Origin of the sequence: Mesorhizobium sp. WSM4989, assembly GCF_029625795.1 — a bacterium.
Lineage (GTDB): Bacteria > Pseudomonadota > Alphaproteobacteria > Rhizobiales > Rhizobiaceae > Mesorhizobium.
The window spans coordinates 2512868-2531812 of record NZ_JARTVN010000001.1 but is presented as its reverse complement, the minus strand read 5'-3'; the positions used below and the strand labels follow the sequence as shown (position 1 = coordinate 2531812).

21 protein-coding genes are annotated in these 18945 nt (G+C 65.3%); 13 read left to right on the top strand and 8 right to left on the bottom strand.

The features are described from left to right. The first annotated feature begins 10 nt into the window (after window positions 1-10). The 6 genes from gnd (at window position 11) to P9217_RS12270 (ending at window position 6394) form a co-directional block, all read left to right on the top strand. Window positions 11-1018, top strand: a complete 1008-nt coding sequence (gene gnd / locus P9217_RS12295; RefSeq protein ID WP_095779804.1) for a phosphogluconate dehydrogenase (NAD(+)-dependent, decarboxylating) — start codon at window positions 11-13, stop codon at window positions 1016-1018. 16 nt (window positions 1019-1034) lie between these two features. Beyond that, complete coding sequence (gene zwf, locus P9217_RS12290; protein ID WP_278085918.1) at window positions 1035-2411, top strand: glucose-6-phosphate dehydrogenase; 1377 nt, start codon at window positions 1035-1037, stop codon at window positions 2409-2411. Between the two features lie 16 nt (window positions 2412-2427). Beyond that, window positions 2428-3132, top strand: coding sequence for an ROK family protein (locus P9217_RS12285; protein WP_278085919.1), 705 nt, complete (start codon window positions 2428-2430; stop codon window positions 3130-3132). Between the two features lie 190 nt (window positions 3133-3322). Next, on the top strand, window positions 3323-3787 hold the full coding sequence (locus P9217_RS12280; RefSeq protein ID WP_067323014.1) for a MucR family transcriptional regulator: 465 nt from the start codon (window positions 3323-3325) through the stop codon (window positions 3785-3787). 110 nt (window positions 3788-3897) lie between these two features. Next, window positions 3898-4998, top strand: coding sequence for a pyridoxal phosphate-dependent aminotransferase (locus tag P9217_RS12275; RefSeq protein ID WP_278085920.1), 1101 nt, complete (start codon window positions 3898-3900; stop codon window positions 4996-4998). Window positions 4999-5155: 157 nt separating this feature from the next. After that, window positions 5156-6394 (top strand): MFS transporter, encoded by a 1239-nt coding sequence (locus P9217_RS12270; protein WP_066998282.1) that lies wholly within the window; start codon window positions 5156-5158, stop codon window positions 6392-6394. Between the two features lie 26 nt (window positions 6395-6420). On the opposite strand, the gene P9217_RS12265 is transcribed toward P9217_RS12270, so the two are convergent. From P9217_RS12265 to hemC, 6 genes are all read right to left on the bottom strand, one after another. Then, a complete protein-coding gene (locus tag P9217_RS12265) occupies window positions 6421-7137 on the bottom strand; it encodes a glutamine amidotransferase (RefSeq protein ID WP_278085921.1) in 717 nt (238 codons plus the stop codon). A gap of 18 nt (window positions 7138-7155) precedes the next feature. Then, window positions 7156-7635 carry a TerB family tellurite resistance protein gene (locus P9217_RS12260; protein ID WP_278085922.1) on the bottom strand — a complete coding sequence of 160 codons (480 nt, stop codon included), beginning with the start codon at window positions 7633-7635 and terminating at the stop codon, window positions 7156-7158. A 32-nt stretch (window positions 7636-7667) separates the two neighbouring features. Then, window positions 7668-9239 (bottom strand): heme biosynthesis protein HemY, encoded by a 1572-nt coding sequence (locus P9217_RS12255; RefSeq protein ID WP_278085923.1) that lies wholly within the window; start codon window positions 9237-9239, stop codon window positions 7668-7670. Window positions 9240-9249: 10 nt separating this feature from the next. Beyond that, entirely contained in the window at window positions 9250-10722 is a 1473-nt protein-coding gene (locus P9217_RS12250; protein WP_278085924.1) for a mitofilin family membrane protein, read from the bottom strand. 105 nt (window positions 10723-10827) lie between these two features. After that, on the bottom strand, window positions 10828-11541 hold the full coding sequence (locus tag P9217_RS12245) for a uroporphyrinogen-III synthase (RefSeq protein ID WP_278085925.1): 714 nt from the start codon (window positions 11539-11541) through the stop codon (window positions 10828-10830). Window position 11542: 1 nt separating this feature from the next. Next, the gene (hemC, locus tag P9217_RS12240; protein WP_278085926.1) at window positions 11543-12469 is read right to left on the bottom strand and encodes a hydroxymethylbilane synthase; all 927 of its coding nucleotides are present in this window, start codon (window positions 12467-12469) and stop codon (window positions 11543-11545) included. 229 nt (window positions 12470-12698) lie between these two features. Here hemC and tsaD point away from each other — a divergent pair, with 229 nt between their 5' ends. The 6 genes from tsaD (at window position 12699) to P9217_RS12210 (ending at window position 16793) form a co-directional block, all read left to right on the top strand. Then, complete coding sequence (tsaD, locus tag P9217_RS12235) at window positions 12699-13784, top strand: tRNA (adenosine(37)-N6)-threonylcarbamoyltransferase complex transferase subunit TsaD (RefSeq protein WP_278086920.1); 1086 nt, start codon at window positions 12699-12701, stop codon at window positions 13782-13784. Further along, window positions 13781-14806 (top strand): NAD(P)H-dependent glycerol-3-phosphate dehydrogenase, encoded by a 1026-nt coding sequence (locus P9217_RS12230; protein ID WP_127241134.1) that lies wholly within the window; start codon window positions 13781-13783, stop codon window positions 14804-14806. Before tsaD ends, P9217_RS12230 begins: the two co-directional genes overlap by 4 nt. A 17-nt stretch (window positions 14807-14823) precedes the next feature. After that, on the top strand, window positions 14824-15120 hold the full coding sequence (locus P9217_RS12225; RefSeq protein WP_066998315.1) for a YciI-like protein: 297 nt from the start codon (window positions 14824-14826) through the stop codon (window positions 15118-15120). 102 nt (window positions 15121-15222) lie between these two features. Beyond that, entirely contained in the window at window positions 15223-15648 is a 426-nt protein-coding gene (locus P9217_RS12220; RefSeq protein WP_095826266.1) for an EVE domain-containing protein, read from the top strand. Next, entirely contained in the window at window positions 15645-16316 is a 672-nt protein-coding gene (locus P9217_RS12215) for a methyltransferase (RefSeq protein ID WP_127216599.1), read from the top strand. Before P9217_RS12220 ends, P9217_RS12215 begins: the two co-directional genes overlap by 4 nt. Window positions 16317-16367: 51 nt before the next feature. Further along, window positions 16368-16793: a DUF1761 domain-containing protein gene (locus tag P9217_RS12210; protein ID WP_127241136.1), complete on the top strand. Its 426-nt coding sequence runs from the start codon at window positions 16368-16370 to the stop codon at window positions 16791-16793. A 76-nt stretch (window positions 16794-16869) separates the two neighbouring features. Here P9217_RS12210 and gcvA read toward each other — a convergent pair whose 3' ends face one another. Beyond that, window positions 16870-17796: a transcriptional regulator GcvA gene (gene gcvA, locus P9217_RS12205; protein WP_127241137.1), complete on the bottom strand. Its 927-nt coding sequence runs from the start codon at window positions 17794-17796 to the stop codon at window positions 16870-16872. Window positions 17797-17927: 131 nt separating this feature from the next. On the opposite strand from gcvA, the gene P9217_RS12200 reads away from it, so the two are divergent. After that, window positions 17928-18185: a hypothetical protein gene (locus P9217_RS12200; protein ID WP_278085927.1), complete on the top strand. Its 258-nt coding sequence runs from the start codon at window positions 17928-17930 to the stop codon at window positions 18183-18185. A gap of 90 nt (window positions 18186-18275) precedes the next feature. On the opposite strand, the gene P9217_RS12195 is transcribed toward P9217_RS12200, so the two are convergent. Then, the gene (locus P9217_RS12195; protein ID WP_245466583.1) at window positions 18276-18809 is read right to left on the bottom strand and encodes a L,D-transpeptidase; all 534 of its coding nucleotides are present in this window, start codon (window positions 18807-18809) and stop codon (window positions 18276-18278) included. Window positions 18810-18945 lie beyond the last annotated feature (136 nt).

The window sequence follows — 18945 nt, the reverse complement described above, 5'->3', positions numbered from 1 at the left end:
GGATAACACCATGCAGATCGGAATGATGGGACTGGGCAGGATGGGCGCCAACATGGTGCGCCGCCTGATGCGCGACGGCCACGAATGCGTCGTCTACGACATCAATTCGGCAAGTGTCGCCGGCATGGTCAAGGACGGCGCCATCGGCGCCGCCTCGCTGGAGGAGTTCGTCGCCAAGCTCGCCAAGCCGCGCTGCGCCTGGCTGATGCTGCCGGCGGCGATCACCGGCAGGATCGTCGACCAGGTTGCGGCGCTGATGGAGCCGGGCGATATCATCATCGACGGCGGCAATTCCTATTATCACGACGCCGTCGACCAGGCGGCGAAGTTGGCGACCAAGGGCATAAATTTCGTCGATGTCGGCACCAGCGGCGGCGTCTGGGGACTGGAGCGCGGCTACTGCCTGATGATCGGCGGCCCCGACGACGCCGTGAAACACCTGGATTCGGTCTTCGCCACGCTGGCGCCGGGCGCCGACCCGGGCTCCAATCCGCCGAAGGACGCCGGAACCGCGCCTTACGGCTATCTGCATTGCGGGCCGAGCGGCGCCGGCCATTTCGTCAAGATGGTTCATAACGGCATCGAATACGGCGTCATGGCCGCTTACGCCGAGGGCATCAACATCCTGAAATCGGCCAATGCCGGCAAGCGCGCCCGCACGGCGGACGCTGAAACCAGCCCGCTCGAAAGCCCGCAATACTATCAGTTCGACATCGACCTGCCCGCCGTGGCCGAAGTCTGGCGCCACGGCAGCGTCATCGGCTCCTGGCTGCTCGATCTCACCGCCGGCGCGCTGAAGAACGATCCGTCGCTCGCCCAGTTCGGCGGCCGCGTCTCCGATTCCGGCGAAGGCCGCTGGACCTTGAAGGCCGCGATCGACACCGGCGTTCCGGCGCCGGTGCTCTCCTCGGCCCTGTTCGACCGCTTCTCCTCGCAAGGCGAATCCGCCTTTGCCGACAAGCTCTTGTCCGCCATGCGCTACGCTTTCGGCGGCCATGTCGAAAAGCCGAAGGCGTGAGGGCGGGAGTGACGGGATGAGCCAGGAGAGATCCGACACGCTGGTGCTTTTCGGGGCGACCGGCGACCTTGCGCACAAGAAGATATTTCCGGCCCTCTATCACATGGTCGCCAAGGGGACGCTGAGCGAGCCGGTGATCGGCGTCGCATTCGATCCCTGGGATCTTGGCAAGCTGGTGGACCGTGCCCGCGACGGCGTCGTCAATGCGCTGGGCGGCGTCGACGACAAGGTGTTCGCCAGGCTCGCCTCGCTGCTGCGCTATGTCAGCGGCGACTATCGAGATCCGGCGACATTCGAGAAATTGAAAGCAGCGCTCGGCTCGGCGCAGCGGCCGCTGCATTACATGGCAGTGCCGCCCACCATGTTCGAAACCGTCGTCCAGGGGCTCGAACAATCCGGCACCGCGCGGGGCGCCAGATTGATGGTCGAAAAGCCTTTCGGCCACGATTTGCAGTCGGCCCGCTGGCTGAACCGCGTGTTGCACCTGGTGTTCGACGAACAGTCGATCTTCCGCATCGACCACTATCTCGGCAAGGAAGCGATCCAGAACCTGCTCTATTTCCGTTTCGCCAACGCCTTCCTCGAGCCGATCTGGAACCGCAACTTCGTCGAGAGCGTGCAGATAACCATGGCCGAGGATTTCGGCATCGAAGGCCGCGGCAAGTTCTATGACGACGTCGGCTGCATCCGCGACGTCATCGAGAACCATCTGCTCAACATCCTGCTGTTGCTCGCCATGGAGCCGCCGGTCGGCCGCTCTGCCGACGATTTGATCGACGAGAAGGTGCAGGTGCTGCGCGCCATCCGCACCTTGACCAAGGACGATGTCGTGCGCGGCCAGTTCGACGGCTATCTGGCCGAACCGGGCGTGCGGCCGAACTCGCCGGTCGAGACCTTCGCCGCCGTACGCTTCTTCGTCGACACCTGGCGCTGGCAGGACGTGCCCTTCTTCATCCGCGCCGGCAAGAACATGCCGGTGCATGCGACCGAAGTGATCGTGCGGCTGAAGCGTCCGCCGCTCGACGTCTTCGATCCGATCAAGCCGGGCGACGCCAACTATGTCCGTTTCCGTATCGATCCGCAGGTGGCGATCTCGATCGGCGCCCAGCGCAAGGTAGCCGGCGACGACATGATCGGCGAGCAGGTGGAACTGACCGCGCTCGACGACACCAAGGGCGACATGCCGCCCTATGAGCGGCTGATCGGCGACGCGATGAACGGCAACGGCCAGCTCTTCACGCGCCAGGACGCGGCCGAGCTTGCATGGCGGATCGTCGGACCGGTGCTTGGCGACACCACGCCGCCTCCGATTTACGCGCCGAAGACCTGGGGGCCGGCCGACGCCATGAACGGCTTCGGCCCGCCCAATGGCTGGATCAATCCGACGAAATAGCTTCTCGGGGGACCGGATGGCGAAAGCAGCAAAACGGGCTTCGACGAAGGACGGGCAAGTCGTCCTCACCATCGACGTCGGCGGATCGCGTGTGAAAATTCTCACCAGCGCGGGCGGCGAGATGCGCCGCACCGAGTCCGGGCCGGGCCTGACACCTGAGCAGATGGTGGCTTCGGTGAAGAAGCTGGCCGAGGGCCTGGATTACGACGTCATTTCGATGGGCTATCCCGGTCCGGTCAGGGACAACAAGCCGTCGCTCGATCCCTTCAATCTCGGCAAGGGCTGGAACGGCTATGATTTCGCCGCCGCCTTCGGCAAGCCGGTCAAAGTCGTCAACGACGCGCTCCTGCAGGCGATCGGCAGCTATGACGGCGGCCGTATGCTGTTCCTCGGCCTCGGCACCGGCCTGGGCGCCGCCATGATCCTCGACAATGTCGGGCAGCCGATGGAGCTTGCTCATCTTCCTTACAAGAAGGGCGGCAGCTTCGAGGACTATGTCGGCGAGCGCGGCCTGGAAAAGCGCGGCAAGAAAAAATGGCGCAGATACGTTTTCGATGTCGTAAACAGGCTTCGCGCCGCCTTGCAGCCGGACTATGTGGTCATCGGCGGCGGCAATGTCGACAAGCTCGATGAATTGCCTGCAAAATCCAGGCGCGGCGACAACACACGTGCCTTCGAAGGCGGGTTTCGACTGTGGCGCGATAAGGCGCTGATCGTCTGATATTTTTACTTTTCAGTATAGTCGTTCAAAATAACGTGTAGTCGCACGACCTGTCGTTGCGCCGCGCAGGTTTGCCGACTAGGAATCCGCCGGCCTGCCGCACATGCGCCTGCCTCGGCGCGCCAAGGGCGCGGCAGCGCGCTGATTTTACATCCCGATTTGTGGCCGTGCGGCATAGAGGAGGACTGACGTGGACGAGGAAACCAATGCAGCCAAGGAAGATGTCGACCTGCTCGAGCTCACCGCCCACATCGTGTCGGCCTATGTCGCCAAGAACCGGCTGCCTGCTTCGGGCCTGGGCGAGCTCATCGCCAGTGTCGCCTCCTCGATCGGCGCCCTGAACCAGCCGCCGACTCCGCCGGCACCGCCGCCCGTTCCTGCCGTCAATCCCCGGCGCTCGGTGACGCCGGATTACATCATCTGCCTCGAGGACGGCAAGAAGTTCAAATCGCTGAAGCGTCATATCGGCGTGCATTTCGGGCTGAGCCCGGAAGCCTACCGGACCAAATGGGGCCTGGCGGCAGACTACCCGATGGTCGCGCCTAACTACGCGGCATCGCGCTCCGAGCTCGCCAAGTCGATCGGCCTCGGCCGCAAGGCCGAAGCCGAGCCGGAGAAGCCGGCAAAGGCCAGGAAGGTAAAGGCCCCCGCCTGAACGATCTTGGCCCTGTGCCAACGGTTTGAAGAAGCCTGCCAAGGAATCCGCCTTGGCAGGCTTCCTGCTTTTGGCTTGGATAAGACAAGCGAATGCTGTTCGGGTGAGCCATGAACTATGCGAGGATGGTGATCGAGAAGGAAGCGCCGGAGGAATACGGCTACGACCGGATCCGCTTCAATCTCTCCGAAAGCTCGATCGCCGACCAGAAGCTTGCCGATATCGGCCTCTCGCTGCCCGACCTCACCTTGTTCTACGGCGAGCATCGCGGCGACAAGGAATTGCGCGCGCTGATCGCCGGGCAGGACAAAGGGCTCTCCCCGGACGACGTGCTGGTTACAGCCGGCGCTGCCGGCGCGCTGTTCATCATTGCTACCTCGCTGCTTTCGGCCGATGACCATCTCGTCGTCGTGCGGCCGAACTATGCCACCAATATCGAGACGCCCAAGGCGATCGGCTGCGCCATCACCTATGTCGATCTCGACTTCGACGAGGGCTTCGCCGTGGATGCCGCGCGCGTCGCGGCGGCGGTGCGGCCGAACACCAGGCTGATCAGCGTCACCTGCCCGCACAACCCGACCGGCACGATGATGACCGGCGCCGATCTCGACGCGCTGGTCGCGCTTGCCGAAACCCGCCGCTGCCGGCTGCTGGTCGACGAAACCTATCGCGATCTGTCCTATGGCGAGCGCCTGCCCTCCGCGGCATCGCTCAGTCCAAGCGCGATCAGCGTCTGTTCCCTTTCGAAAGCATTCGGCATTCCGGGCATCCGCATCGGCTGGCTGGTCAGCAAGGACCACGCTCTGCAAGAGACTTTCCTCGCCGCCAAGGAGCAGATCGGCATCTGCGGCAGTGTCATCGACGAGGCGATCGCACGCTTCATGCTCGAGCGGCGCGATGCCTTCCTTGCATCGTTGTTGCCGGAGATGGCCAAGCGCCGCGATATCGTCCAGGCTTGGATCGACGGCGAGCCGCTGGTCGACTGGGTGCGTCCGCAAGGCGGTGTGGTCGGCTTCCCGCGGCTGAATGTCGATGCGGATTTCGACCTCGACCGGTTCTACTTGCGGCTCCTGGAAGAACACGGCACTTATGTCGGCCCCGGCCACTGGTTCGAGATGCCGAAGCGCTTCTTCCGCGTCGGCTTCGGCTGGCCGAAAGAGGCGGAATTGCGCGGCGGGTTGCAAGCGATTTCCGCTGCGCTGGGAGACTGAGCCTCTTTCCACCGCGAACGACAATCCCGAAGATCCTTCATGCGGCGCCGATTTTTTGCGCGCGCGACGAGGCGAACTGGGCTAAGGGTCTCCGGCCGGAACAGCGCCCACCGTGGAAGTGCCCCGCCGGCCGATGTCACAACGGGGCCCTCGAATCATGACCGCCGAAGCAACTTCACCTGAACAGCGCTACGCCGCCTTCCGGCACCGGCCGTATCTCAGCTACTGGACGGCGCGCTTCCTCACCACTTTCGCCACCCAGATCGTCTCCGTCGCCGTCGGCTGGCAGATCTACGACCTGACGCGCAATCCCTTCGACCTCGGCATCGTCGGCATCGTCCAGTTCCTGCCGTCGCTGCTCTTGGTGCTTGTCACCGGCGTCGTCGCCGACCGCTTCGGCCGCCGCCTGATCATGACATTGGCGTCGTTCGTCGAGGCCGGCTGTGCGCTCACTCTGTTGTTGCTGACGCTGCGCGGCCTTGGCGGCCCGCTGCCGATCTTCGTCGTGCTCGCCATGTTCGGCATCGCCCGCGCCTTCTACGGGCCGGCCTCGTCCTCGCTGGTCGCCAATCTGGTGCCGCCACAGGATTTCGCCAACGCCATTGCCTGGAATTCGTCGGCCTGGCAGACGGCAACCATCGTCGGCCCGGTCGCCGGCGGCCTGCTCTACGGCCTTTCGGCGGAGATCGCCTACGCTACTGCGGCGATCCTGATGCTTGTCGCCGCGCTGCTCGTCTTCACCATCCCCAAGCCCGCGCAGCAGACGGCCACCGACAAGCCGACGATGCAGACCCTGTTTGCCGGCTTTCGTTACATCTGGGGCGAGAAGATCGTGCTCGGCGCGATCTCGCTCGACCTGTTCGCGGTGCTGCTCTCCGGCGCCTCGGCGCTGCTGCCGGTCTATGCCCGCGACATTCTGGAGCTTGGGCCCTGGGGCCTCGGCCTGCTGCGCTCGGCGCCTGGCATCGGCGCCATCGCCGTGGCGGTCTGGCTCGCCGGCCATCCGATCCGCGACCATGCCGGCAAGATCATGCTCGGTTTCGTCGCCTTGTTCGGCGCCTTCACCGTCCTGTTCGGCGTCTCGACCATCACCTGGCTGTCGATCGTGGCGCTCGCCATGCTCGGAGCCACCGACATGTTCAGCGTCTATATCCGCGAGACGCTGATCCAGCTCTGGACGCCGGACGAGGTGCGCGGCCGCGTCAACGCCGTCAACCAGGTCTTCGTCGGCGCTTCCAACGAGGTTGGCGAGTTCCGCGCCGGCACCATGGCGGCGCTGATCGGCACCGTGCCGGCGGTGGTGATCGGCGGCATCGGCGCCATCGCGGTTGCCGGGATCTGGGCTTGGTTGTTCCCTGCGCTGCGGCAGGTGCGGCATTTGAATAGCAGGAACTAATTGCCGGCGCAGCAACTTGGCAAAATCTATCCGACGGCCGGCTTGCCGAAGATCAGGCTCAAAAATTCGCCGAGCCAGCGCTTGAGGTGCATGTCCCAGATCAGCCGACCGCCGAGATGATCGCGGCCGGGCTGCGCGCCGGGCAGCTCGAAGCGATGCGCGCCTCGCACCACCCAGCGCTGCATCATCACCCTGGTCAGCTCGCCATGAAACTGAATGCCCCAGGCATTCTCGCCATAACGAAAAGCCTGGTTGGGATAGGTTTCGGCCGTGGCGAGCAGCGTCGCGTCCTTCGGCAGGGAAAAGCCCTCGCGGTGGAACTGGTAGACCATCTCCGGCCAGTGCAGCAGTTTCTTGCCGGCGTCGGTCGCCTTCAGCGGATACCAGCCGATCTCGACCAGTCCTTCGCCATGGCCCTCGACCCTGCCGCCAAGATGCCTGGCGAGCATTTGCGCGCCGAGGCAGATCCCAAGAAAAGGCCGGTTTTCCTTGAGCGGGATTTCGATCCACTCGGTCTCACGCCGGACGAACTCGTCCTGGTCGTTGGCGCTCATCGGCCCGCCGAAGATCACCGCCCCGGCGTGGCCGTCCAAAGTGCAGGGAAGCTCTTCGCCAAGCGGCGGCCGGCGAATGTCGAGATCGAAACCTTCTTCCAGAAGCATATGGCCGACGCGGCCGGGGCTCGAAGTCTCCTGATGCAGCACGATCAGGATTTTTGGTCTCGGCCTGGGTCTGGGTGGCATGGAAGAAGAAAGGTCCAGCTATTCGTCGCTCGATGTGCCCCGCGCGCCCGGCGCTTCGGCCGCCGCCTTGCGGCGCGCCTCGATGCGGTCGTGGCGCTCGACACCGATCAGTTCGGCGACGCGCCAGACGGTGTTGTCCTCGAGCTCGTGCAGCTCGCCGTCGGCGTAGACGATCTCCCACATCAGGCCGATGAAGGCCTTGCGCGCCTCGGCATCCAGATGGCGCTTGAGCACGCTGGTGAAGGCATAGAGGTCGATCGCCTCGTTATCGGCACGCTCGCCGGCGGCGGCCAGCGCGTCGAGGTCGTCGCCGCTGATCGAATAGGTCTCGGCCAGGATCTCCTTGAAGCGCTCCCACTCGATATCCTGGCGCACGCCGTCGGCGTTCATCACGTGATAGAGCAGCGCCGAGGCCGCGACGCGCGGATCGTCCGCGCTTGGCTTGCTCGCGCCCGCAGCAGGCAAATCCCTCAGGAAGGACAATACGCGTTCGAACATCGATGCTTTTTCCCTGTCCGCCAAGCCGAGCCTCAAAACAAACGAAACCGGCGCGGCGATTTTTCCGCCTCGTCTTCCGGCGTGACGCCGGGATCATCCGGCAAGCGCGGCAACTCCGGCGCCTGCTCGACCACCATGTCATCGGCGGCGGCGACCTCGGTTTCCCTCTCGATGCCGTTCGGCGCCTCGGCGGCCGCCTTCTCGGCCGAACTATCGCGCTCAAGGTCGATCGCTCTCTCGTCAGCCGGCAAAGCGGGCGCCGATGCAGCGATCGCGGGAACCGCCTCCTCAACCTCGCTGTCGATTAGTTGCCCGAGCCGCTCCATCGGCGCGCGCCAAGTGAACGCGTCGAGCTTGCCGGTGATCGGCGATACCGGCGCCCAGCGCTCCGAGACGACACCGTCCGCCACCCAGGCCGGATCGCGCGGCGCGCGCACAGCCTTGGACAGCAGCTGCCGCACCTTGCCCTGGTCGCCGCTTTCGGCCTCCTCGATGTCGGCCAGCAACAGATAGGCGCCTTCGCGGCGATCAATGCGGATGGCGGATTCCGCCTCGCGCCTGGCGGTGGCGAAATCCTGCGCGTCGAGCGCGGCGCGTGCCACGGCCATCGACGATTCGGCATGGTTCTTCTTCAATTCCTGCAGCTTTTTCGCCCGGTTGAGGCGATCGAGCACGGCATCGCCCGGCCTCGCATGGATGTAGAGCTCGGCGATGTCCGGATGCGGTTCGGCCCGCCAAGCCGTCTCCAGGATCTTGGAACCCTTGCGCACATCGTTGTGCTTAATCAGCAGGTTGGCCGCGATCACCGCGGCCGGCGCGAAATCGGGCGCCAGCTTGTTGGCTTCGAGCGCCGCGGTCCGGGCAGCGTTCGGATCGCTGTCGACCAGCGCCTGCGCCTTGGCAGTGAGCAGCACGGCGCGGCGGCGGTTGGCGGCATCGCGTTCGATTTGCCTTGTCGATTTCTGCGCCTCGACCAGCTTCAACGCGCCGTCCCAGTCGCCGCGCTCGGTCAGCTCTTCAAGCGTCGATTCCGCCGCCCAGGCAAGCTGCGGTGCCACAGCTGCGGCACGACCGGCATAGTGGCGCGCGGCGTTGCGGTCGCCCAGTCGCTCAGCTTCGAGATAGAGCCCGCGCAGGCCGAGCAGTCGCATCTCCGGATCATCGAGCATGCGCTCGAACTTTTCCCGCGCGCCGTCATGGTCGCCTTCGAGCAGCGAGGCCTGCGCATCGAGCAGGTTGATCAGCGGCTCCTGGTCGGAACTGATCAACTTGGCCGCCTCCTTGGTCTTCTTGCGCGCCAGCGCGCCGTCGCCGGCGCCGGCTGCGATCATCCCCGTCGACAGCGCCTGGTAGCCGCGATCGCGGCGGCGGACCCGGAAATAGCGCGAGATCGCATAGGGGCTGTTCCACAGCGACTTGATCAGCCACCAGACGATCATCACCGCTGCGACCACGGCGACGATCGCCACCGCCGCCACCATCAGCGTGACCTGGTACTGGTAACCGTTGAAGGTGATGATCATCTCGCCCGGACGGTCGGCCAGCCAGGCAAAGCCGAGCCCCAGCGCGAACACGACGGCGAGGAAGGCGAGGATGCGGATCATCTGACGGTCCTCATGCCTTGGTCGCGCCGGCAATCAGCGCTTCGATCTGCTTTTCGACTTCGAGCCGCGCCTTCAGTTTGCTGGCGAAGTCGGCGCCGGCCGCCTTCGACGCATCGGGCAGGGTATCGTATTCGGCGAGCGCCTTGGCATAGTCGCCCTGGTCGACTGCCACTTCAATGCGCGCGACCGTTTCCGGCACGCCCTTGCCTTCGACGGCGCCGACCGGCCGCACCTGCACCAGCGATTTCGCGCTCGACACCAGGCTTTGGAAGAAGCCGGCATTCTGGTCGACCGGCGTTGCCGCTTCGATCATGGCGTTGGCGGCGGCTTCGGCCTCGGAAGCGATGGTGGCTCGCGTGGGCACGCCTTTTTCCGCATAGCCGCGCAGAACGCCAAGCTCCGGCGAGTCAGGCGCAATGGCGGCGAACGTGTCGAGCTCGGTCGCGAACGGCGCACCGCGATCGAGCGCCGCCTTCAGCGCCGAAGCGGCAATCGCCAACGCGATCTTCGGCTGCGAGGCCTGCGCGTCGACCTTGCCGGAGAGCTGCTGCACCGACTGTTCCAGCGCAGCGATCCGGCTGTCCGCCGCCTTCGCCGCGTCGCCCGCCGATTTCACAAGCGCGTCGAGCCCGGCGAGCTTCTCGTTGAGCGGGGCGAGATCGACCGGTGCAGCATTTCCGGCCTTCTGCAGGTCGGCGACCGACGTCTCGATCTGGCCGACCTTGTCGGTGAGCGCCTTGAGCGCGGCGCCGTCGCCGCCCTGTCCGGCCGAGGATTTCAGCGCCGCGACGTCCGACTTCACCTGGTCGAGCGCCGAGGACAGGCCGTCGACCTTGGCCGAAGCGCCGGTATCGGCCACCTCCTTAAGCGCCGCGATTTGGCTTCTCAGCGAAGCGATCTCGCCGGTGACGCCGTCGGGCGAGGGCCCGCCGACCGAAGTCGGAGAACCGAGCAGCCCTACCGCTTGCAGAAGGCCGGCGCCGGCAAGCGCGACAACGCCGCCGATCACGCCGGCAGCAATCATGTTGACGCCTGAGCGCCTGGCGGCCGGGAAGTCGCGATCGTCGCTTCGGGTTTCGCTCGGCTTCGACGCCGAGGCGGCAGAACTGGTCTTGGCTGCCGACGCATCCTCGGCACTGTAGCCGAAGCTTTTTGGTTCGCTCTTCGGAGCCTCATCCGTGCCCGGATAGGATGCTTGCGCCCCATCCTTGTTGGTTCCAGCCTGGTCAGCTCCGCCCCGCGCCGCGTCGGTGTGTTCCCACGGCTCGATGTCGGCCTGTTCGGCATGGATCGGCTCTTCGGGAGCTTCCGGCTGCGAAGCAGCAGCCCCTTCCTCTGCCTTCGCCTCGTCGGTTCGTTCCGTGTTGGTATCGGTATTGTCGGCATCCTCGTCGGTGATTCGCGAGACGGCGCCGGGTTCGAGTTCGATGGTCACCGGCTCGCGGCGGCTCTTCGAATGTCGCACCTTAGGCGTCTTGACCATGCTTGGGCTCCGCAAATTGGCTTGAGGATGGTTCAAAGGGTCTACAGCTCAAGGATGCTCTACCACATCACCAAGCGGTGAAAAGGGGCGGTGTGATGACGCGGCTCAGCCCGGTAGCGACAAAAGCTGGAACAGCGCGTCCTCGTCGGGTTGAGAGGCAATGCGAACCTTTTGCCCGCCAACCCCGTCCAATTCTTTGGCGATTCTTACGGACAGGGCCAAAAACTCCGCCCGTTCAAAGAGATGCCGCAGTGCTGGGCGCATGGCCAGGCCAATCATCATGGGTGCCGCCTTGGCCGAATAGAGCAGCACTGCCTCGACCGGCGTGCCCGACAATCGGGCAACGACGGCATCGTCGCCATAATCGAATTCGATGGTGTCGTAGGTCTCGACAGGCCGGACACGCACCCGGGCTGCCGCCAGCCGTTCTTCGAACACCGGAAAGCGCACCCGGCCACAAAGATAAACCATCTCCTTGCCCGTAAGTTCGGCGGTTATCTGGCCGGCCAGTGCTTCGGCATCGCCTGGGCCTTCAAAGACGGACGTAAATCCAGCCGCACGGCAGGCTTCCGCCGTCCTTGTCCCGACCGCATGGCAAGGCAGGGCGGCAAGCGCGGCGACCAGTTCCTTGGGCGCATAGCGCACCGCATTGGCGCTGGTAACGGCAACCGCGGCAGCAGCGGCAAGGACGCGTGCCTCGACCGGCAGCGCCGCCGTTTTTGTCAGTGGCAGCAGCACGGGCTGGAACCCCTGGGCTTCAAGGCGCCGGGCCGTGCGGGAGGCGCCCGGTTCCGGCCTCGTCACCAGGACGCGGGCCATATCAGGCCCAGCCGTCGAAGAATTTTGCGCCGGCCTTGGCGCGCACGGCCCGCGCGGCTTCCGCGCCGATATTCGCCGCGTCCCGGGCCCGGCCGTCCAATTTGACCTCATGCGACTCGGTGCCGTTGGGCGAGATGATCAGCCCGGCGAAAGACAGGTTTTCGTCCGAGACGGTCGCATGGCCGGCGATCGGCGTGCGGCAGGAGCCGTCGAGCGCAGCAAGAAAAGCGCGCTCGCAGGCCAGCGCCTGACCGGTCGGCATGTCGTGAATAGCCGCCAACATATTGTCGACCACGCCGTCGCCGATGCGGCTTTCGATGCCGATCGCCCCCTGCCCCGGCGCCGGCGGAAAGACATCCAGCGGCATCAGATCGGTGATCACGCTCTCGAGCCCGAGCCGCTTCAGCCCGGCATAGGCGAGGATGGTGCCTTCGGCCACGCCCTCATCCAGCTTGCGCAGTCTGGTCTGCACATTGCCGCGGAACATCACCACATTGAGGTCCGGCCGCATCCGGCGGAGCAGCGCCTGGCGCCGGAGCGACGACGAGCCGATCGTGGCGCCATGCGGCAGATCGGCGATCCGCTTCGCGGTCTTGCCGATGAAGGCGTCGCGCGCGTCCTCGCGCGGCAGGAAGACGGAAAGCTCCAGCCCGTTGGGCAGCACCGTCGGCATGTCCTTCGAGGAATGCACGGCGATATCGATGCGGCGATCGAGCAGCGCTTCCTCGATCTCCTTGGTGAACAGGCCTTTGCCGCCCGCTTCCGACAACGGCCGGTCCTGAATGCGGTCGCCGCTGGTCGAGATCGGCACAACGTCGAAGGCCTGCTCGGGCAGGCCATGCGCCTGCATAAGCCGCGCCCGCGTTTCATGCGCCTGGGCGAGCGCCAGCGGGCTGCCGCGTGTTCCGATTTTCAAGGTGGTTTGCATGGCGCGCGGTCCGTGATAACCCCCGAGGCGATTTCGAGGTCTGCCGAGATTCAGGTCAGGCCGAGCCGAAAAAAGCGGATCTCGAGAACCGGAGCGGAGCGTACTTTTGGGTACGTGAGCGCCGGAAGCGCAGAAAACCGCCATTCGCAGGCTGGCACGACCTGACTATCGACAGACCTCCTATATAGGAAAGGTCGGAGACACAATCTTCGAGGACAGCGACGAATTGATCCGCGTTCTGGGCATTGAGACAAGCTGCGATGAGACGGCCGCCAGCGTGGTGGCGCTGGACGGCGACTCCGCGCCCGAAATCCTCTCCAATGTCGTCTTGAGCCAGATCGAGGAGCATGCCGCCTTCGGCGGCGTCGTGCCCGAGATTGCCGCGCGCGCCCATGTCGAGGCGCTGGATGGGATCGTCGAGGCAGCGCTGACCGATTCGGCCGTATCGCTCGATGGGGTCGACGCCGTCGCCGCGACTGCCGGGCCGGGGCTGGTCGGCGGGCTGATCGTTGGTCTGATGACCGCCAAGGCGATCGCCGCCGCCGCGAACAAGCCGCTGATCGCCATCAACCACCTCGAAGGTCACGCGCTGACTGCCCGGCTGACCGAGGGGCTCGACTTTCCCTATCTGCTCTTGCTGGTCTCCGGCGGCCACACCCAGATCGTCGCTGTACGCGGCGTCGGCGACTACCAGCGCTGGGCAACGACCATCGACGATGCGCTGGGCGAAGCCTTCGACAAGACGGCCAAGATGCTTGGCCTGCCCTATCCGGGCGGGCCCAACGTAGAAAAGACAGCGGCCGGCGGCGATGCGAGCCGCTTTGCCTTCCCGCGTCCGATGAAAGGGTCGGCGCAGCCGGATTTCTCCTTCTCCGGCCTGAAGACGGCTGTGCGCCAGGCGGCAACGGCAATCGCGCCGCTCAGGGACCAGGACGTCGCCGACATCTGCGCCTCCTTCCAGGCTGCGGTGGCCGATGCGCTGGGCGACCGTGTCGCGCGGGCGCTCGCCCGTTTCCGCAAGGAATTTCCCGAGACGGCAAAGCCGGCGCTGGTCGTCGCCGGCGGCGTCGCCGCCAACCGCACGATCAAGGCGACGTTGGAGGCGCGCTGTTCCAAGGCCGGCTTCGCATTCGTCGCGCCGCCGCAAAAGCTTTGCACCGACAATGCCGCGATGATCGCCTGGGCCGGCATCGAGCGGCTGCGCGCCGGGGTGGCCGACGCGAGCGCCGCCGACTTCGTGCCGCGCTCGCGCTGGCCGCTGGACAGTGTTTCCGCTCCCTTGGTCGGCTCGGGCCGTCGCGGGGCAAAGGCATGACTGACGCGGTCACGAACGGCGCACAAACCAAGGCGCCCAGCGGCTGGCGCGTAGCGGTGCTTGGCGGCGGCGCCTGGGGCACGGCGCTGGCGCTCGCCATGCTGCGCGCCGGCCATTTTGTCCGCCTCTATGCCCGCGATCCCGACACCGTCGCCGCGATCGACCGTGGCGAAAACCCGCACTATCTGCCCGGCATCGCGATCGAGCCCGGCATCGTCGCCACCAGCGATATCGCTGCTGCGCTCGACGGTGCGAATTGCGTGCTGGCGGTAACGCCCGCGCAATCGCTGCGCGTGGTGCTGACCGCCGCCGCCGGCCATGTGCCATCCGGCGTGCCGCTCGTCCTCTGTGCCAAGGGGATCGAGCGCGACACCGGCGCGCTGCTGTCCTCGATCGTCGAGGAAAACCTGCCCGACAATCCGGTCGCAGCACTTTCCGGCCCGAGCTTCGCCAGCGATGTCGCGCGCGGCCTGCCGACGGCCGTGGTGGTGGCCGGCCGCGACGGAGAACTGGCGGCCGATCTCGCTGCCCGCTTCTCGGCCGAGAACCTGCGCTGCTATTCCAGCGACGATCTCATCGGCGTCGAGATCGGCGGCGCGCTGAAGAACGTCTTCGCCATTGCTGCCGGCGCCGTCACCGGAGCCAAGCTTGGTGCCAGCGCCCAGGCCGCCATGGTGACGCGAGGCTTCGTCGAGCTGCGCCGCATCGGCGCCGCCTTCGGCGCCAGGCCGGAGACGCTGATGGGGCTCTCCGGCCTCGGCGACCTGCTGCTCACCTGTTCCTCGGCGCAGTCGCGCAACTTCGCCTACGGCCTGGCGCTCGGCCAAGGCAAGGAGCTCACCGGCCTGCCGCTCGCCGAAGGTGTGCCGACGGCCGGCATTGCTGCCCGCATCGCCGCCGAGCGCGGCATCGAGGCGCCGATCATTGCCGCGGTCGCCGCCATCCTCGATGGCAAAGTGACCATCGGCCAGGCTGTGACGGCGCTGATGACGCGGCCGCTCAAAACCGAAACCGACATCTGAAGCCTCGGAGTTGAAACATGCTGTTTGCGTTGATTTGCAAGGACAAGCCCGGCAGCTTGCAGCTGCGCGCCGACACAAGGCCGGCGCATGCGGCGTTCCTGGAAGGCCTGATCAGCGAAGGAAGACTTGCCTTTGCAGGTCCCTTCCTCGACGCTGCCGGCAAGCCTGACGGAAGCCTGGTGATGATCGAGGCGCCCGACATGGCCGGCGCGCAAGCCCTGGCGGCCGCCGACCCCTATGCCAAGGCCGGCCTGTTCGAAAGCGTCGAAATCCGTCCATGGAACTGGGTCTTCCAGAAGCCCGCCGCCGCGTGACCGGTCGCGGCGCTCCCTCTCCCCGCGAGAACGGGGAAAGGATAAGGAAGAGCGCCAACGCTTCAATCGGGGCGAACCGACAATGGCAAGGGGACAACTGAGATGAACTACTGGCTGTTCAAGTCCGAACCTTCGGTCTTTTCCTTCGAGGCGCTGAAGGCGAAGGGCAAGGCCGGCACGCAGTGGGACGGCGTGCGCAACTACGCCGCGCGCAACAACATGAAAGCCATGCAGATCGGCGATCTCGGCTTTTTCTACCATTCCAATGAAGGCCTCGACATCGTCGGCATCGCCGAGGTTTGCGCGCTTGCCCACCCCGACTCCACCACCGACGATCCACGCTGGGAATGCGTCGACATCCGCGCCTGCAAGGACGTGCCGAAGCCGGTGACGCTGGAACAGGTCAAGGCCAATCCGAAGCTGGCCGACATGGCGCTGGTGCGGCTTGGCCGGCTTTCCGTGCAGCCGGTGACGCCGGCAGAGTGGAAAGAAGTCTGCCGCATGGCCGGCCTCGACCCGGCACCGTGACCAGACTCACCCCCAAAAACGCAAGGACATTCATCCTCGACAATACGGCGCTGATGGCGCCGCCGCACGTGCCGGAAGTGCTGCTGCACCTGGCTGACGAGGCGCACGACCTCTGGCTGCGCACCGAGGAGGAGCTGGCCGAGATCGGCCTGCCGCCGCCCTTCTGGGCTTTCGCCTGGGCCGGCGGCCAGGGCCTTGCCCGCTATGTGCTCGACCATCCGGCGACGTTGCAGGGCAAACGCGTGCTCGACTTCGCTTCCGGCTCCGGCATGGTCGCCATCGCTGCCTTGAAGGCCGGCGCGGCTGAACTGACCGCGGCCGATATCGATCCCTTTTGCGCGACGGTTATCGCCCTCAACCTGGAAGCCAATGGCGTGAAGGCCGATTTCCTGGATGCGGACTCCATCGGCACGGATGACGGCTGGGACGTCGTCTTGGCCGGCGATGTCTTCTACGACAAGCCTTTGGCGGAGAGGTTGACGCCGTGGTTCACGAGCCTCAAGGCGCGCGGCGCCGACATCCTCGTCGGCGATCCCGGGCGCGCCTATCTGCCGAAGACCGGACTGCAATCGCTCGCCGTCTACCAGGTACCGGTGACGCGCGTGCTGGAGGATGCCGAGGTCAAGCGCACGACCGTGTGGCGATGGGTTTCCGCCGCTTCGGCTTGACGCAGCCGGCCAACAGGGATTCCATCGCTCATCTTTCGGGAAGGGGATTCTATGGATTTCTCAACGGTGAACTGGCTGGCGGTGATCGCCGCGGCCGTCATGGCGTGGCTGTTCGGTGCCGCCTGGTACATGGGCCTGAGCAGGCCCTGGCTGAAGGCGGCAAAGCTCGATCCGGCGACGATGAAGCGCTCGGCCGTTCCGTTCATCGTCAGCTTCGTCGCCGAGCTCGTCATGGCGCTGGTCATGGCGCTGGTGGTCGGCGCGATGACCGGCGGCGAGCCCAACCCGCTCGCCGGCGTGATCTTCGGCTTTGTGCTCTGGTTTGGCTTTGTCGCCACCACGCTGTCGGTCAACCACCGCTATCAGGGCTTTGGCTGGGACCTAACGCTGATCGATGCCGGCCATTGGCTCGGCGTGCTGCTCATCATCGGCGCCGTGATCGGTTGGTTCGGCGCGCCGGCCGCGCCGGCAGGCTAGGGCACTTCCAGGAAAAGTGTGAAACGGTTCCGTCGGAATTGCGCCAAACAGAGAGAGAGCGCGGTCCGGAGCGTCGCTAACCCGCGTCTGCGTCTTTCGTGACTTCGTCGAGAAGCCATTCGCGGAAGGCGACGATGCGCGCGTCGTCCTTCATCGCTTCCGGATAAACCAGGAAATAGGCGAACTCCGGCGCGACCTTGATGCCGAGTTCGAAGGGCCGGATCAGCCGCCCTTGCGAAAGGTCGTTGGCCACCATGGCGAAGTCGGCAAGCGCCACCGCATTGCCGTCGAGCGCCGCCTGCGCGGCATCGGTCGAGGACGCGAAGACAAGGGTGCGGCTGTCGTCGAAATCTTCGACCCCTGCCGCGTGCATCCACATGCTCCAGTTCGGCCAAGTGACGCCCTGCCGAGACCATTCGATATGCGCCAGCGTATGGTGGAAGAGATCGCGCGGCTCCTTCAGCGGCGGGCCTGAGGCGAGCAGCGCCGGGCTGCAGACGGGGATGATGATGTTCTCGAACAGCCGGTGCGCGCAGAGCCCGGGATATTTACCGGTACCGAAACGAATGCCGATATCGACATCGTCCCGCTCGAAATCTCTGACTTCATAGGTAATGTCGAAGCGCAACTCGACGCCCGGCTTTTGCCGGCGGAAACCGTCGACGCGCCGCATCAGCCACTTGGTTGCGAACTGCGCGTCGAGCGTCACTTTCAGCAGCGCCGTGCCTCTCGCCATCTTGCGCGCGCGGGTAACGGCGCGGCCAAGCAGGTCGAGCGCATCGACCGAGGCTTCGAACAGAACGTTTCCCGCTTCGGTCAGCCGCATGGTGCGGCTGGTGCGCGTGAACAGCACGAGGTCGAGCTGATCCTCTATTTCCTTGATCTGGTGGCTGACCGCCGCCGGCGTCAGGCCAAGCTCGTCCGCGGCACGGGTAAAATTGAGGTGCCTCGCCGCTGCCTCGAACGTCCTCAACGCACGCGTTCCGGGCAGCAAGCGGGCCATCCCTATCTCCAAAAAAAACTTGATAATCGGACAAGAACTACTCGTTTCCCGTTTGTTTTTCAATCCGGCAAGATGGCTGCATCGATAAACCATCAAACCGGATTTGATATCCGAAGAACACGGATAGCGCCATGACCGAGATCGTCCTGAAGTCCCACGCCGCTCCGAAATCCAACTCCGGCATCACGCTTTGGCTGCGTTCGGCATTCGAGTGGCTGCGCCAGGCCGGGGTCGCCGCTCGGCTTCCCGACGAATCCGTCGAGGATCTCTCCGACCGTCAGCTGCGCGACATCGGCGTCGAGCGCAGGGACGTCGCAAAGGCGATGAACCGGGACCTTGGCCGGATCGGATTGCTGGATACCGGCTGGCAGCAGCCTAAGCGGCACTGAGGGAATAGGGGAGTAGGCAGAGAATCTCGCTTCGGTGGACGTGCGTCCTCCGTGACATATCCTACTCCCCTACCCCCTACCCCCTACTCCCTACCTCACCACCTTCACCACCGTCCGGTCCGACAGCAGCGGCAGCAGCCTCGCCATGGTGCGCGCCGTCACCGCGACGCAGCCTTGCGTCGGCGTGAAGCCGGGACGCGCCAGATGGAAGAAGATCGCGCTGCCGCACCCGCGCCGGCGCGGCACGATGTTCCAGTCCAGCACCAGGCACACATCGTAGAGCCGGTCGGCGCGCCGCATCCGTTCATGGCTGGCGCCGTAAGGGATCTTCACCGGCCGATTGTAGTTGCGGTCGTCCGGCACCTCGCACCAGCCGAGATCCGGGCCGATCGGCGCCATCGCCAGCCCCGTCCGGCGGCCGCCGGGAAACTGGTCGTTGCGGAAATAGCCTGACAATATCCGCATCGCAGCCAGTGGCGTCGCGCCGTCGCCCTCACGCTTGCTGGCGGAAATGCCGCCGCGCCCGAGGGCGCAGGGAAACACCGTTTGGCCGGCTTGCAGCAATCCCTGCGCAGGGTTGCCGGGCCTCGCACGCACAACCAGGACATGCAGCCCCTTCGGCAAAAATTCGCCTGCCGCATTGCGCGCGCGTTTTTTCTTGTATGATTGTCTCACGGAACAAATCACTGTGAACGACTGTTGCGCCGGTGAGCTTCCGCATAAATGGGGGGAGGTCAACTGAATATTCTTTTTAAAACAA

What these genes read in the sequence shown, in the direction of transcription:
- gnd (WP_095779804.1), top strand. Translation starts at nt 11, where the DNA reads ATGCAGATCGGAATGATGGGACTGGGCAGGATGGGCGCCAACATGGTG.
- zwf (WP_278085918.1), top strand. Translation starts at nt 1,035, where the DNA reads ATGAGCCAGGAGAGATCCGACACGCTGGTGCTTTTCGGGGCGACCGGC.
- P9217_RS12285 (WP_278085919.1), top strand. Translation starts at nt 2,428, where the DNA reads ATGGCGAAAGCAGCAAAACGGGCTTCGACGAAGGACGGGCAAGTCGTC.
- P9217_RS12275 (WP_278085920.1), top strand. Translation starts at nt 3,898, where the DNA reads ATGAACTATGCGAGGATGGTGATCGAGAAGGAAGCGCCGGAGGAATAC.
- P9217_RS12270 (WP_066998282.1), top strand. Translation starts at nt 5,156, where the DNA reads ATGACCGCCGAAGCAACTTCACCTGAACAGCGCTACGCCGCCTTCCGG.
- P9217_RS12265 (WP_278085921.1), bottom strand. Translation starts at nt 7,137, where the DNA reads ATGCCACCCAGACCCAGGCCGAGACCAAAAATCCTGATCGTGCTGCAT.
- P9217_RS12260 (WP_278085922.1), bottom strand. Translation starts at nt 7,635, where the DNA reads ATGTTCGAACGCGTATTGTCCTTCCTGAGGGATTTGCCTGCTGCGGGC.
- P9217_RS12255 (WP_278085923.1), bottom strand. Translation starts at nt 9,239, where the DNA reads ATGATCCGCATCCTCGCCTTCCTCGCCGTCGTGTTCGCGCTGGGGCTC.
- P9217_RS12250 (WP_278085924.1), bottom strand. Translation starts at nt 10,722, where the DNA reads ATGGTCAAGACGCCTAAGGTGCGACATTCGAAGAGCCGCCGCGAGCCG.
- P9217_RS12245 (WP_278085925.1), bottom strand. Translation starts at nt 11,541, where the DNA reads ATGGCCCGCGTCCTGGTGACGAGGCCGGAACCGGGCGCCTCCCGCACG.
- hemC (WP_278085926.1), bottom strand. Translation starts at nt 12,469, where the DNA reads ATGCAAACCACCTTGAAAATCGGAACACGCGGCAGCCCGCTGGCGCTC.
- P9217_RS12230 (WP_127241134.1), top strand. Translation starts at nt 13,781, where the DNA reads ATGACTGACGCGGTCACGAACGGCGCACAAACCAAGGCGCCCAGCGGC.
- P9217_RS12225 (WP_066998315.1), top strand. Translation starts at nt 14,824, where the DNA reads ATGCTGTTTGCGTTGATTTGCAAGGACAAGCCCGGCAGCTTGCAGCTG.
- P9217_RS12220 (WP_095826266.1), top strand. Translation starts at nt 15,223, where the DNA reads ATGAACTACTGGCTGTTCAAGTCCGAACCTTCGGTCTTTTCCTTCGAG.
- P9217_RS12210 (WP_127241136.1), top strand. Translation starts at nt 16,368, where the DNA reads ATGGATTTCTCAACGGTGAACTGGCTGGCGGTGATCGCCGCGGCCGTC.
- gcvA (WP_127241137.1), bottom strand. Translation starts at nt 17,796, where the DNA reads ATGGCCCGCTTGCTGCCCGGAACGCGTGCGTTGAGGACGTTCGAGGCA.
- P9217_RS12200 (WP_278085927.1), top strand. Translation starts at nt 17,928, where the DNA reads ATGACCGAGATCGTCCTGAAGTCCCACGCCGCTCCGAAATCCAACTCC.